Raw genomic sequence first — 14,113 nt, 5'->3', positions numbered from 1 at the left:
GATGTGACCATGTCGCATCCCAACGAGCCGGAGGCCGCACGCCCCACCCTCCAGGACGAGGTGGCGGCCGCCGGCAGCGAGCTGATCGGCGGTCCCGCGGGCCGCCGGGCGGTCTCGTACGGCGGCCGCTGGACGCCCGTCCGGGTCGTCGCGCTGCTGGCGATCGGGATGTTCGCCCTCGGCCTCGTCCAGAAGGCACCCTGCTACAACGGCGGCTGGCTCTACGGGGCGACCGACCAGTACGTCCACGCCTGTTACTCGGACATCCCGCACCTCTACAACGGCCGCGGCTTCGGTGACGGCCTCGTTCCCTACTTCGACCGCATCCCCCTCGAACTCTCCGGCGACAAGGAGTACCTCGAGTACCCGGTGCTCACCGGCCTCTTCATGCAGGTCGCCGCGTGGCTCACCCCCGGCGGCCTCGGGAACGCGGGGCCGGAGCAGCTCTACTGGTTGGTCAACTCCGGCATGCTGATGGTCTGCGCCGTGATCATCGCCGTCTGCGTCACCCGCACCCACCGCAACCGCCCCTGGGACGGGCTGCTGCTCGCCCTCGCACCGGCACTGGCCCTTACCGCCACGATCAACTGGGATCTGCTGGCCGTCGCCCTCGTCTGCGGTGCGCTGCTCGCTTGGTCCCGCTCCCGCCCACTGATGGCCGGGGTGCTGATCGGACTGGCCACGGCCGCGAAGTTCTACCCGGTGCTGCTGCTCGGGCCGCTGCTGCTGCTGTGCTGGCGGGCGGGGCGCTGGCGCGAGCTCGGCATCGCGGTGGCCGGCACCGTGGTCTCCTGGCTGGCGGTGAACCTGCCGGTGATGGCGCTCGCTCCCCGAGGATGGGCCGAGTTCTACCTCTTCAGCGAGGAGCGCCCCGTCGACTTCGGTTCCTTCTGGCTGATCATCGCGCAGCGCGCCGAGATCACCCTGGACTCGGTCAACCTCTATGCCGCCGTGCTGGTCGCGCTGGGCTGCGCCGGCATCGCGGTCCTGGCCCTCACCGCCCCGCGCCGGCCGAGGCTGGCCCAGCTGGTGTTCCTGGTGGTGGCCCTCTTCGTGGTCACCAACAAGGTCTACTCGCCGCAGTACGTGCTGTGGCTGATCCCGCTGGCCGTGCTCGCGCGGCCACGCTGGCGCGACTTCCTCATCTGGCAGGCCTGCGAGGTGCTCTACTTCCTCGGGATCTGGATGTACCTCGCGTACCTGCACGGCGAGGACAACCAGGGTCTGCCTCAGGGCGGGTATCAACTGGCTGTCGTGATCCATCTGTTGGGCACGCTCTACCTCTGCGCCCTGGTGGTGCGCGACGTGCTGCGTCCGGAGCACGACGTGGTGCGGATCGACGGCTCCGACGACCCGGGTGGCGGCGTGCTGAACGGCGCCCCCGATGCGTTCTCCCTGGCCCCCAGGCAGCCGGCCCCTCGGGCCACCGCCTATGTCGACTGGGGCGTCGCCCCGGGTGCGGACGTTTCACGTGAAACATGAGAGACCGGAACAGCCGGTATCAGTCCTCGCGGATCTCCGCACCCTGTTGCGTTTCCCCGGATTCCGCCGCCTGCTGACCGTGCGGCTGCTGTCCCAGTTCGCCGACGGCGTCTTCCAGGTGGGCCTGGCGGCCTATGTGGTGTTCTCGCCCGAACAACAGACGACATCCGCCGACATCGCGGCCGCCATGGCCGTGCTGCTGCTGCCGTACTCACTGCTCGGCCCCTTCGCCGGGGTGTTGCTCGACCGCTGGCGCCGGCGCCAGGTGCTGCTGCACGGCAACCTGCTCCGCAGCGGCCTCGCGGTCATCACCTGCGCCCTGGTGCTGGCCGGCGTGCCGGACTGGCTGTTCTACCTGTCGGCGCTCTCGGTCACCGCCGTCAACCGTTTCATCCTGGCCGGCCTCTCCGCCGCGCTGCCGCTGGTGGTGGACGAGAAGCGGCTGGTGATCGCCAATTCGCTCTCGCCGACCGCCGGCACCATCGCCGCCACGATCGGCGGCGGCACCGGCTTCGTGGCCGGCTTCATCGCCCGCACCCAGGGCATGGAGGACGCCCTGGCGCTGGCGTTCGCCGGAGCCGTCTATCTCGCCGCCGGGCTGGCCGCCCTCCGCATGAACGCCACCCAGCTCGGCCCCCGGGGCGGCGAGGCGCCACCCGGCCTGGGCGCGGCGATCGTCTCCACGGCCCGCGGCCTGGTAGGCGGTCTCGGACACCTCGCCCAACGCCCGGCCGCCTCCTGGTCGCTGGGCGCGGTGGGCCTGATGCGGTTCTGCTATGGCTCCCTGCTGGTCATGGTGCTGATGCTCTCCCGTTACGCCTGGGCGGATGGCGACGAGGAGCAGGGAATGGCCTGGCTCGGCCTGGTGGTCGGCGCCTCCGCCGCGGGATTCTTCGTGGCCGCCCTCATCACCCCCTGGGCGGTCTCCCGACTCGGCGGCTTCGGCTGGTACGCGGGCTGCGCCGGGCTGGCCGCCGTGCTGGTCCCCTCCCTCGGCTTCTCCTTCCGCCCGGCGCCGATGATGATCGCGGCCTTTCTGCTGGGCCTGGTGACCCAGAGCACCAAGATCGTGACGGATACCGTGGTGCAGTCCTCGGTCGACGACGGCTACCGAGGACGGGTCTTCTCGCTCTACGACATGCTGTTCAACATCGCGTTCGTCGGCTCGGCGGGGTTGTCCGCGCTGATACTGCCGCTCGACGGCCGCTCCCCGATACTGCTGGCGACCGTCTCCGCGATCTATGCCATCACCGCGCTGATCGTCTCCACGTTGCGCAGGACGGTCGTTTCACGTGAAACAGCCGAAACGGCGCTCAGCCCTGGGCAGCCCACCAGTCCTTGAGGGCGGCCACCGCGGCCTCGTGACCGAGCGGGCCGTTCTCCAGACGCAGCTCCAGCAGGTGGCGGTATGCCTTGCCGACCTCGGGGCCGGGGCGGATGTCGAGGATCTTCATGATCTCGTTGCCGTCGAGGTCGGGGCGGATGGCGTCCAGCTCCTCCTGCTGCTTGAGCCGCTCGATGCGCTCCTCCAGACCGTCGTAGGCGCGGGAGAGCGCGAGAGCCTTGCGCTTGTTGCGCGTGGTGCAGTCGGAGCGCGTCAGCTTGTGGAGCCGGTCCAGCAGCGGGCCCGCGTCCCGTACATAGCGGCGGACGGCGGAGTCGGTCCACTCACCGGTGCCATAGCCGTGGAAGCGCAGATGCAGTTCCACCAGCCGCGACACGTCCTTGATCATGTCGTTGGGGTACTTGAGCTTGGTCATCCGCTGCTTGGTCATCTTGGCCCCCACCACCTCGTGGTGGTGGAACGAGACCCGACCATCGCCCTCGAAGCGCCGCGTCCGGGGCTTGCCGATGTCGTGCAGCAGGGCGGCCAGGCGCAGCACCAGGTCCGGCCTTCCGTCCTCCAGCGCGATGGCCTGCTCCAGCACGGTCAGGCTGTGCTCGTAGACGTCCTTGTGCCGGTGGTGCTCGTCCCGCTCCAGCCGCAGCGCCGGCACCTCCGGCAGCACCCGCTGGGCCAGGCCGGTGTCCACCAGCAGCGAGATCCCCTTGCGGGGGTGGTCGCTGAGCAGCAACTTGTTCAGCTCGTCCCGGACCCGCTCGGCGGAGACGATGTCGATCCGCTCAGCCATGGCCTCCATGGCCGCCCTGACCGGCTCCGCCACCGTGAAGTCCAGCTGGGCGGAAAAACGCGCGGCCCTGAGCATGCGCAGCGGATCGTCGGAGAAGGAGGCCTCCGGGGTGCCCGGGGTGCGGAGCACCCGGCGGGCCAGGTCGGTCAGCCCGTTGTGCGGATCGATGAACTCCTTGCGGGGCAGCGCGACAGCCATCGCGTTGACGGTGAAGTCCCGACGCACCAGGTCCTCTTCGAGAGAATCTCCGTAGACCACCTCGGGCTTGCGGGAGTCCCGGTCATACGCCTCGGACCGGTAGGTGGTGATCTCCAGCTGGTAGTCACGCGGAGGCTCCCCCCCGGCGGCCGCGGGGGCGCTCTTGCGGCAGCCCACCGTGCCGAAGGCGATACCCACCTCCCAGACGGCGTCCGCCCAGGGCCGGACGATCCGGAGCACGTCCTCCGGGCGGGCGTCCGTGGTGAAGTCGAGATCGTTGCCGAGCCGCCCCAGCAGGGCATCCCGTACCGATCCACCGACGAGGGCAAGCGAGAACCCCGCACGCTCGAAGCGCGCGGCGAGATCGTCGGCGACGGGGGACACCCTCAGCAACTCCCCCACAGCACGCCGCTGGACCTGGCTCAGCTCCGTCGAGGAGGGCTGGGAGTACGTGTCTTTGCTGTCGTTCGGCACAACAGCACAGGGTACGTGCCCGGCCGCGCCCCGAAGCCCGGACGGTCCCCGTCCTCGGTGGGCACGGAGGCGGGCAGATCATCGTTACCATGAGGGCGGCTTGGCGGAGACGCGGCACGAATGAGGAACGGGGCTGACGCGTGGCAGAGGTCGCAGGGACGATGTCCTGCACCCGTGCGAACCGGCGGCTGGGTGGGCTGCGCCGCCGCCGGCGGCTGGCCTCCCTGATCGCCACGATCGCCGCGGTACTGCTGCTGACCGGGCTGGGCCAGGATCCAGCCCAGGCGGCGCCCCACTCCCGCGCCGAGGAGATCGGCACCGGCGACCGTACCGCCACCATCGCGATCACCCATGTCGACCCGGCGCTGCCCAGTGCCGACGACGACGTCACCATCAGCGGCACGATCACCAACGAGGGCGACTCCGCCATCGTGGACAGTTCGGTCGCGGCCCGCCAGGGGGTGCCGCTCTCCAACCGCAGCGCCATCGACGAGTCCGTCTCCAGGACCGGCTTCGACAGCGCCTCCGACGGCCAGATAGTGCGCGACCACGGCCAGGACATCGGCGACATCGCCCCGGGGATGTCCCGCACCTTCTCCCTCGAGATCCCGGTCTCCGAACTGGCACTGGGCGAGGACGGTGTCTACCAGCTCGGCGTCACGCTGATCGGCCAGACCGAGAGCGCCCGCTGGGACGACAACCTGGGCATCGGCCGGACCCTGCTGTCCTGGCAGCCCGACGGCCGGGACGGCTCCGCCGCCCAGACCGGGCTCACGGTCCTGTGGCCGCTGATCTCCGGCACCCACCTCACCGCCCAGACCGGCTCCGACGAGGTGCAGACGCCGGTCTTCCGGGACGACGCCCTGCTCGACGAGATCTCGCCCGGCGGCCGGCTGTACCAGATGGTCACCCTGGGCGCCGACCTCCCGGTCACCTGGGTCATCGACCCCGACCTGCTGGCCTCGGTCGACGCCATGCGCGAGGCGTACCAGGTCCCCGGCGAGGACGGGGACCTGGTGAACGGCACGGGCCAGGAGGAGGCGCGGGCCTTCCTCGCCGAGTTGCGGGAGGCCGTGCAGGGCGACGAGGTGGTGGCGCTCCCCTTCGCCGACCCCGACCTGGCCTCGCTGGCCCACCGGGGGATGGACGTGCAGGGCGCGCTGGGACAGCTCAGGACCGCCACCGACACGGCGCCGGTCACCATCGAGACCGTGCTCAACACGGAGGTCCGGCTCAACACCCGGATCGCCTGGCCCGTGAACGGCGCCATCGATCCGGACATCGTCTCCGCGGCCACCTCGGCCGGCGCGGACCAGATCATCACCCGCAGCGACAGCCTCCGCAACGGGGACTCCCTCTCCTACACCCCCACCGCGGCCCGTCCCATCGGCGGCGGCACCACCGCCATCGTCGCGGACGAGCGGCTCTCCACCCTCTTCGAGGGCGACATGACGCGGACCGGCAGCGCGTCGCTGGCCGGGCAGGAGCTCCTGGCCCAGACCATGGCGATCAGCCAGCAGGAACCGGGCCTGGAGCGCTCCATCGTCATGGCCCCGCAGCGGATGCCCACCAGCGCCCAGGCCGAGGCCATGGCGTCCGCGCTCAGCACCCTGCAGGACCAGGGCGACTGGGTACGGTTCCTCGACCTCTCCGAGGCCGCCGAGGCCACCCCGGACCCCGCCGCCAACCAGCAGGTACCCTCCGCCGACGCCTACCCCCAGGAGCTGCGCGACCAGGAGCTGCCCACCAGCGCCTTCCAGTCCATGCGGGACACCAAGCGCACCCTGGACGACTTCACGGTGATCCTCACCGAGCCGCACCGGGTCACCGTGCCCTTCGGGAACGCCATCCACCGCGAGATGTCCGCGTCCTGGCGCGGCAGCCAGCAGGCGGCCGCCGACTTCCGGAGCCGGGTGCAGGGCGAGATCACCGGCCTCACCCAACAGGTCCACCTGATCCCCAAGGCCGACATCACCCTCTCCGGCCGCAGCGCCACCATCCCCGTCACGGTCCAGAACAACCTGGTGCAGGACGTGCAGGGGCTCGAGCTGCGGCTCGAGTCGAGCCGCAGGCTCGGCCTGGAGGTCGGTGAGGCCCAGCCCGTCGTGATCGGCAGCGGGCACAGCCAGTCCGTCAAGTTCTCCACCACCGCCAACGCCAACGGCCCGGTCAGCCTGACCGCGCAGCTCTACACGGCCGACGGCAAGCCCTACGGGGAGCCCATGCGCTTCCAGGCCGACGTCACCTCCATCACCTCCCAGGTGATGATGGTGATCGCCGGCGGCCTGCTGCTCGTGGTACTCGCCGGCATCCGGATGTACACCCAGCGCAAGCGCGCGGCCGGGGCGCAGGACGAGGGCGAGGAGCCAGAGGAGATGCTGGTCGAGGCGTCCGCGGACTCCTCCCGGGGTGAGACCACCGCCGACACCGGTGCACGCGGCGGCGCCACCTCCTCCGTGGGTGAGAAGCTGGACCCCGGCACATGAGCCGCCAGCCGGAGGGGCCGGCCCGTGAATCCTTGAGGTGGGGTAGCGATGCAAGCGCCGTACGACCGTGATCGCGGCCAAGCGCCGGGCGGCGGCGATCCGTCCGGCTGGCAGGGCGATCAGCACGGCCAGCCCGGCCCTCAGGGCGCCCAGGGTTACCCCGAGGGCTACGACCCCGCCGCCTACCACCACCAGCAGCAGCCCCCACCACAGCAGCCGTACGGCGGCGGGCAGCCCCAGGCCCCGGGCGGCTACGGCTCCCCCTACGGCCAGCAGCAGGGCGGCTACCCGCCGGCCCCACAGCAGCAGCACCAGCACCAGCCGCACCCGCAGCAGCAGGGCTACGGCCAGCAACCCCAGCAGTGGGCACCCGGCGGCTCCTACCAGGACCAGGGCGGGTACGGCGGCACCGAGGGATTGACCGGCCAGCCGGGCCAGCAACCCCGACAGGCCGCCGACGACGACGCCTTCGCCTACCTCTTCCGCGATCAGCAACAGGCCACCCCACGGCAGCAGAACCGGCCACCGGCCCCGCCCGGCCCGCAGCCGGCGCCCGCCGAGGCGGCGCCCGCGCCGCCGACACCGCCCGCCGCCTCCGCCTCCGCCAAGCGCCAAGGACGCGCCGCCAGCCTGCTGAAGTCGAGCGCCGTCATGGCCGCCGGCACCCTCGTCTCCCGGATCACCGGCTTCGTCCGGCAGCTGGTCACCGTGGCCGCCCTCGGCGCGGCCGTCCTCGGCGACACCTACACCGTCGCCTGGGCCCTGCCCTCGATGATCTACTTCCTGATCATCGGCGGTGGCCTCAACTCCGTCTTCGTGCCGCAGCTCGTGCGCGCCATGAAGAACGACCCGGACGGCGGCGACGCCTACGCCAACCGACTGCTCACCGTCGTCATGGCGGCCCTCGCCGCCCTGGTCATCGCCGGCATGCTGGCCGCCCCGCTGCTGGTCAGCCTCCAGTCACCCTCGATCGCCGACGACCCGGCCGCCAACGAGGTGACCGTCACCTTCGCGCGGTACTTCCTGCCGACCATCTTCTTCACCGGCGTCTACACGGTGATCGGGCAGATCCTCAACGCCCGCGACCACTTCGGACCGATGATGTGGACCCCGGTCCTCAACAACATCGTCGTCATCTTCACCTTCGGGATGTTCCTCTGGGTCTACGGAACCCAGACCACCTCGGGCCTCACCGAGGACAGCATCAGCCCCGAGGGGGTCCGGCTGCTGGGCGTGGGCACCCTCCTCGGCCTCGTCGTCCAGGCCGGCGCCATGATCCCCTACCTGCGCGCCGCCGGCTTCCGCATCCGTCCCCGCTTCGACTGGCGCGGCCACGGCCTCGGCAAGGCCGCCACCATGGCCAAGTGGACGGTCTTCTTCGTGCTGGCCAACCAGGCCGCCCTGCTGGTCGTCACCCAGCTCTCCACCGCGGCCGGCCAGCGCGCCGCCGACGCCGGCTTCGAGGGCACCGGCTTCATCGCCTACAACAGCACCCTGCTGATCTGGCAGATGCCCCAGGCCATCATCACCGTCTCGGTGATGGCAGCCCTGCTGCCCAGGCTCTCCCGCTCCGCGGCCGACGGCGACACCGCCGCCGTCCGCGACGACCTGTCCCACGGACTGCGCACCTCGGCGGTGGCCATCGTCCCCATCGCCTTCGCCTTCGTGGCCCTCGGCCTCCCGATGTGCACCCTGCTCTTCGGCTCGGGCGGCGATGAGAGCGCCCGCTCCTTCGGCTACATCCTCATGGCCTTCGGCCTCGGCCTCATCCCCTACTCGGCCCAGTACGTCGTGCTGCGCGCCTTCTACGCCTACGAGGACACCCGCACCCCCTTCTACAACACGGTGATCGTCTCGATCGGCTGGATCGTCCTCTCCCTGATCAGCTACGCGATCCTCCCCGACCGCTGGGTCGTCGCCGGCATCGCCTTCAGCTACGGCATCGCCTACGCCCTGGGCGTCGGCATCGCGTGGCGCCGGCTCCGCCTCCGGCTGCGCACCGATCTGGACGGCGCCCGCATCGTGCGGACCTACATCCGGCTCTCCGGCGCCAGCGTCCCCGCGGCCCTGCTCGGCGGCGCCGCCGGTTTCGCCCTGCTGCGCGCCCTCGGCACCGGCCTGATCGGCTCCCTGGCCGCCCTCACGGTGGGCAGCGCGGTCCTGCTGGCCGTCTTCTACCTCGCGGCCCGCCGGATGCGCGTCGAGGAGCTCACGGGCCTCGTGGGCATGGTTCGCTCCCGGCTCGGCCGCTGATCGGCCCATCTCATGCTGTTCCCACACGAAGATCCCCGGCGTCCGCCGGATCATCGCAGGCTGGGCCCGGTGGCGACACCGTTCGGCCACACGCCGTACAACCTCCGCCCGTACTCACATGTCGTGCAGGGTGGCGGACTACCGGCACAATGAATCTGGCAGTGTCAATAGCCCACAGCCGAGAACGGGGAGGCGGAACCCACGGTGGCCGAACGGAGCACGGCGACTAGCCCTCCACAGCAACCGGCGAGCACCGAGCACGCCACGGACGCCGAGAGCGCCGAGCAGGCGGACACCACGACGATCGCCCTCACAACGGGATCGGGTGCCGCGGCGGCGAAGGCGGACCAGGCGAACAAGGAGAGAGCCGAGCGGCCCCGAACCGTCGAGCTGCACAGTGGACACCGCCTCGCCAAGCGCTACCGACTCGAGGAGTGCATCACCCGACTGGACGGCTTCAGCAGCTGGCGTGCGGTGGACGAGAAGCTGCGGCGTGCCGTGGGCGTCCACGTCCTCCCCGCCGACCACGAGCGGGCGCCCAAGGTGCTCGCCGCGGCCCGCGCCGCGGCGCTGCTCGGCGACCCCAAGTTCGTCCAGGTCCTCGACGCCGTCGAGGAGCACGGGCTGGTCCACGTCATCCACGAGTGGCTGCCCGACGCCACCCCGCTCAGCACCGTCCTCGCCAGCGGCTCCCTCGACGCCCACGAGGCATACGCGCTCGCCAGCCAGGTCGCCCAGGCCATGGCCGCCGCCCACCGCAAGGAGCTGGCCCACCTCCGGCTCACCCCCGCCACCGTGCTGCGCACCGGCCCCGGCCAGTTCCGCATCCGCGGCCTCGCCGTCGACGCCGCGCTGCGCGGCATCACCTCGGACACCCCCCAGCGCACCGACACCGAGGCCATCGGCGCGCTGCTCTACGCCGCGCTGACCCAGCGCTGGCCCTACTCCGAGGGGGCCTACGGCCTCAGCGGCGTCGCGGGGCTCAGCAAGGGCTCCCGGGACTCCCTGGTCACCCCGGACCAGCTCCGCGCCGGAGTGCACCGCGGGCTCTCGGAGATCGCCATGCGAGCCGTCGTCAACGAGGGCGCCACGGCGACCAGCCAGAAGCCGCCCTTCACCAGCCCCGAGGAGATCGGGCAGGCGCTGGGGGAGCTGCCTCGGATCCGCCCCCCGGAGGACACCCCGACCGGCATCGCCGGCTTCCAGCGCACCACCTACCAACGCGGCACCCTCGCCAACAACCGCCCGCTGCCACCCACCGCCACGCGCCCGCCAGCGCCCCCGGAGCCGGCACTGCCCGGCCGCACCGGCGCCGCCCTCAAGTGGGGCGTCTCGGCCCTGCTGATCGCCGCCCTCGGCCTGGGCAGCTGGCAGCTGGCCGACGCGCTGCTCAAGGGCGACAACCCGCCGCCCGAGACCTCCGAGCCCACGGGCCCCGCCGTCCAGGAAGAGGAGACCCAGCCGCCGGCGCCCGAGCCGGTCACGATCTCCGACGTGGTCGAGTTCAACCCCGACCCCGGCGGCAACAGCCAGAACCCGGAGATGGTCCCCAACGTCTTCGACGGCGACCCCGACACCATCTGGCAGACCAACCACTACGTCGGAGCCGGCTTCGGCAACCTCAAGGAGGGCCTGGGCCTCATCCTCGACCTCGGCGAGCCGCAGACCGTCAGCTCCCTCACCGTCAACGCGGTGGGCGACACCCCCATGCAGTTCCGGGTCGCCGACCCCGACGTGACCGACATGCCCACCGCGCTCGACGACTTCTCCACGGTCGCCGAGGGCACCGGCGAGGACCTCACGCTCACGGCCGAGGAACCAATCGAGACACAGTTCGTGCTCGTCTGGCTAACCGACCTGCCCGTCGGTGACGATGGCAAATACCGTGGCCGCATCGCCGAGATCTCCGTATCAGGCTGACCGCGCGGCCCCGACCCGAGGGCCCGCGGCCGCCACCCGGCGACCACCGACCACAACGACGGCAGAGCAGGCACAGAGGGGAGGGCCCGGCGTGGGCAGACGCGTGCCGGAGGGACCGGCCGTCGACTCCGACGACGAACTGCTGGCTCGGCACGCCGCAGGCGATCCCGACGCCTTCTCGGAGCTGGTCCGCCGCCACCGGGACCGGCTCTGGGCCGTAGCCCTGCGGACCCTCGGGGACCGCGAGGAGGCGGCCGACGCCCTCCAGGACGCCCTCGTCTCGGCCTACCGCGCCGCAGGCACCTTCCGCGGCCAGGCGGCCGTCACCACCTGGCTGCACCGGATCACCGTCAACGCCTGCCTGGACCGCATCCGCCGGGCCAACAGCCGCAAGACCGCGCCCATGCCGGAGCCCGAGCGCCTCGAGGACCTGCTGGAGCCGCACGAGTCGGCCGCCGCCCCCGCCGAGCGTCAGGACCTCCGTCGCGAGCTGCGCACCGCCCTGGACGAGCTACCGGCCGAGCAGCGGGCCGCGCTGGTCCTCGTCGACATGCAGGGCTATCCCGTGGCCGAGGCCGCACGCATCCTGGACACCCCCGTCGGCACCATCAAGAGCCGCTGTGCCCGCGGCAGAGCCCGGCTCCTGCCGCTGCTGCGCCACCTCCGCCCCCGCGCCTCCGAGGACGAGGGATCCCCCGAGAGGAACCAGTCACCGGACACATCCGTCCCACCTCCAAGGAAGACGGGCGATACCAGGAGAGCCAGGCGGGGAGGAGGCGGAAGCTCATGAACAACACTCACCCGGACCCCGCCGAGATCGCGGCACTCGACGAGGACCTACTGAGCGAGCCCGAGGCCGAAGCCCTACGGGACCACCTCGCCGGCTGCGCCTCCTGCGCCGAGATCCACGCCGATCTCCTCGCCCTCCGCCAAGAGCTCAGGGCACTCCCCGCGCCCCCCATCCCCGAGGATGTCGCGGCCCGCATCGACGCGGCCCTCGCCGCCGAAGCCGCCGCCGTTTCACGTGAAACAGAGCAGCCGGCGCCGACGCTCATGCCCATGACCCGGCCCCGCTGGCCCCGCATGGCCCTGGCCGCCGTGGGAGCCATCGTCGCGGTGGGGCTCGGCGCCTTCCTGACCCAGCCCCTCATCGGTCAGTCCACGCAGCAGGATGGGCCCGCCAGCGCCGAGGACGCCGACGAGGACACCGCCGCCCTGGCTGCGGAGCCCTTGGCGGACCAGGTCAGGGAGCTCCTCGCCGAGACGGAGGACGCGCCCGGCACCCTGTCCACGATGGAGGGCACGGAGGGGGATCTCGCCGAGCCCTCACCGGAGAGCGCCACCGGCGGGGAGGAGCCGTCTGAGGGCGGTGCCGAAGAGGAGTCCGGCGCGGCAACCCCCCAGGAAGCAGAACCGGTGACGGACGTGCCCTCGTGCGTGGAGGACGCCATCGGCCGGCAGGAGGCCCCCCTGGCCGCCGAGGAAGAGGACTACGGAGGCGTCGACGCCTATCTGGTGCTCTTCCGGCACACCGCCGACCCCGAGCGGGTGGATGCCTATGTGGTGGACGCGGACTGTGTCAGCGCCACCCCGCCGGCCTCGGGCGAGATCCTGGTCCAGCAGAGCTATCCGCTGGAGTAGCCCCAGGTCTTCCTGCCGGGAATGTCTGGGACCCTAGGATCCGTTACTGGACTGAGGGTCTCCACCGGGCCCCGGCCGTCCCATCCGAGACAAGGAAGATTCCCGTGAGCGACGTCCGCAACGTGATCATCATCGGCTCCGGACCCGCGGGCTATACCGCCGCGCTCTACACCGCACGCGCCTCGCTCAACCCGCTGGTCTTCGAAGGGGCGGTCACCGCGGGCGGCGCCTTGATGAACACCACCGAGGTGGAGAACTTCCCCGGCTTCCGGGACGGCATCATGGGCCCGGACCTGATGGACAACATGCGGGCCCAGGCCGAGCGCTTCGGCGCGGAACTGGTACCCGACGACATCGTCGAGGTCGACCTCAGCGGCGAGATCAAGAAGGTCACCGACACGGCCGGCAAGGTACACCAGGCGCGGGCGGTCATCGTGACCACCGGCTCCCAGCACCGCAAGCTGGGGCTGCCGGGCGAGGACGAGCTCTCCGGCCGGGGCGTCTCCTACTGCGCCACCTGTGACGGCTTCTTCTTCAAGGAGCACGACATCGCCGTCATCGGCGGCGGCGACACGGCGATGGAGGAGGCCACCTTCCTGAGCCGCTTCGCCCGCACGGTCACCATCGTCCACCGCCGGGACACCCTGCGTGCCTCCAAGGCCATGCAGGAGCGGGCCTTCGCCGACCCCAAGATCAAGTTCATCTGGGACAGCGAGGTCTCCGAGATCCACGGCACGGACGGCAAGCTCTCCGGGCTGACCCTCCGCAACACCCGCACCGGCGAGACCTCCGCCCTTCCGGTGACCGGTCTCTTCGTCGCCATCGGTCACGACCCGCGAGTGGAACTGTTCAAGGGTCAGCTGGAGCTGGACGCCGAAGGCTACCTGCGGGTGGAGTCGCCGACGACCCGCACCAACCTCCCCGGCGTCTTCGCCGCCGGCGACGTCGTGGACCACAGCTACCGCCAGGCCATCACCGCCGCCGGCACCGGCTGCTCCGCCGCGCTCGACGCCGAGCGGTACCTGGCCGCCCTGGCCGATGCCGAGAACATCACCTCGGACGTCCAGGTCTGACGGCCACCCCAGCCACCATCCCCCGACGTCACCCACGACCCCCCACCGACACGCAACACAAGCTAAGGAGAAGCACCATGGCCGGTGCCACCGTAACCGCCACCGACGCCGACTTCGAGGAGAAGGTCCTCAAGAGCGACAAGCCGGTGCTGGTCGACTTCTGGGCCGAGTGGTGCGGTCCCTGCCGCATGATCGCCCCCTCCCTTGAGGCGATCGCCGCCGAGCACGCGGACAAGATCACCATCGTCAAGCTCAACATCGACGAGAACCCGGCCACGGCGGCTCGCTACGGGATCATGTCCATCCCGACCATGAACGTCTACCAGAACGGCGACGTCGTGAAGACCATCGTCGGCGCCAAGCCGAAGGCCGCGCTGGAGCGCGACCTCAGCGACTACCTCTGATCGGCACGGCATCTGATCCACACCGGAGGGCCGTCGCGTTTCACGTGAAA

10 protein-coding genes are annotated in these 14,113 nt (G+C 71.2%); 9 read left to right on the top strand and 1 reads right to left on the bottom strand.

Features of this window, described 5'->3' with window-relative positions:
- Nucleotides 1-9: 9 nt before the first annotated feature.
- Nucleotides 10-1,482, top strand: coding sequence for a glycosyltransferase family 87 protein (locus RNC47_RS17355; protein ID WP_311599805.1), 1,473 nt, complete (start codon nt 10-12; stop codon nt 1,480-1,482).
- Nucleotides 1,472-2,824 (top strand): MFS transporter, encoded by a 1,353-nt coding sequence (locus RNC47_RS17350; RefSeq protein WP_311599803.1) that lies wholly within the window; start codon nt 1,472-1,474, stop codon nt 2,822-2,824. The genes RNC47_RS17355 and RNC47_RS17350 overlap by 11 nt, the downstream gene beginning before the upstream one ends.
- Here RNC47_RS17350 and RNC47_RS17345 read toward each other — a convergent pair.
- Entirely contained in the window at nt 2,796-4,286 is a 1,491-nt protein-coding gene (locus RNC47_RS17345) for a CCA tRNA nucleotidyltransferase (protein ID WP_311599801.1), read from the bottom strand. The two genes, RNC47_RS17350 and RNC47_RS17345, sit on opposite strands and share 29 nt — an antisense overlap.
- 161 nt (nt 4,287-4,447) lie before the next feature.
- Between RNC47_RS17345 and RNC47_RS17340 the strand changes: the two genes are divergently transcribed.
- The 7 genes from RNC47_RS17340 (at nt 4,448) to trxA (ending at nt 14,063) form a co-directional block, all read left to right on the top strand.
- On the top strand, nt 4,448-6,772 hold the full coding sequence (locus RNC47_RS17340; RefSeq protein ID WP_311599799.1) for a DUF6049 family protein: 2,325 nt from the start codon (nt 4,448-4,450) through the stop codon (nt 6,770-6,772).
- Between the two features lie 48 nt (nt 6,773-6,820).
- Nucleotides 6,821-9,025 carry a murein biosynthesis integral membrane protein MurJ gene (gene murJ, locus RNC47_RS17335; protein ID WP_311599798.1) on the top strand — a complete coding sequence of 735 codons (2,205 nt, stop codon included), beginning with the start codon at nt 6,821-6,823 and terminating at the stop codon, nt 9,023-9,025.
- Between the two features lie 204 nt (nt 9,026-9,229).
- Nucleotides 9,230-10,945 carry a protein kinase family protein gene (locus RNC47_RS17330; protein ID WP_311599796.1) on the top strand — a complete coding sequence of 572 codons (1,716 nt, stop codon included), beginning with the start codon at nt 9,230-9,232 and terminating at the stop codon, nt 10,943-10,945.
- Nucleotides 10,946-11,048: 103 nt separating this feature from the next.
- Complete coding sequence (sigM, locus tag RNC47_RS17325; protein ID WP_394814806.1) at nt 11,049-11,735, top strand: RNA polymerase sigma factor SigM; 687 nt, start codon at nt 11,049-11,051, stop codon at nt 11,733-11,735.
- On the top strand, nt 11,732-12,586 hold the full coding sequence (locus RNC47_RS17320) for an anti-sigma factor family protein (RefSeq protein ID WP_311599794.1): 855 nt from the start codon (nt 11,732-11,734) through the stop codon (nt 12,584-12,586). The genes sigM and RNC47_RS17320 overlap by 4 nt, the downstream gene beginning before the upstream one ends.
- 104 nt (nt 12,587-12,690) lie before the next feature.
- Nucleotides 12,691-13,659 carry a thioredoxin-disulfide reductase gene (trxB, locus tag RNC47_RS17315; RefSeq protein ID WP_311599793.1) on the top strand — a complete coding sequence of 323 codons (969 nt, stop codon included), beginning with the start codon at nt 12,691-12,693 and terminating at the stop codon, nt 13,657-13,659.
- Nucleotides 13,660-13,736: 77 nt separating this feature from the next.
- Nucleotides 13,737-14,063 (top strand): thioredoxin, encoded by a 327-nt coding sequence (gene trxA / locus RNC47_RS17310; protein ID WP_311599790.1) that lies wholly within the window; start codon nt 13,737-13,739, stop codon nt 14,061-14,063.
- Nucleotides 14,064-14,113 lie beyond the last annotated feature (50 nt).

This window comes from Streptomyces millisiae (genome assembly GCF_031845425.1).
Lineage (GTDB): Bacteria > Actinomycetota > Actinomycetes > Streptomycetales > Streptomycetaceae > Streptomyces > Streptomyces millisiae.
Note: the sequence above shows the minus strand (reverse complement) of the source record. Positions and strands in the feature narration are given on the sequence as shown.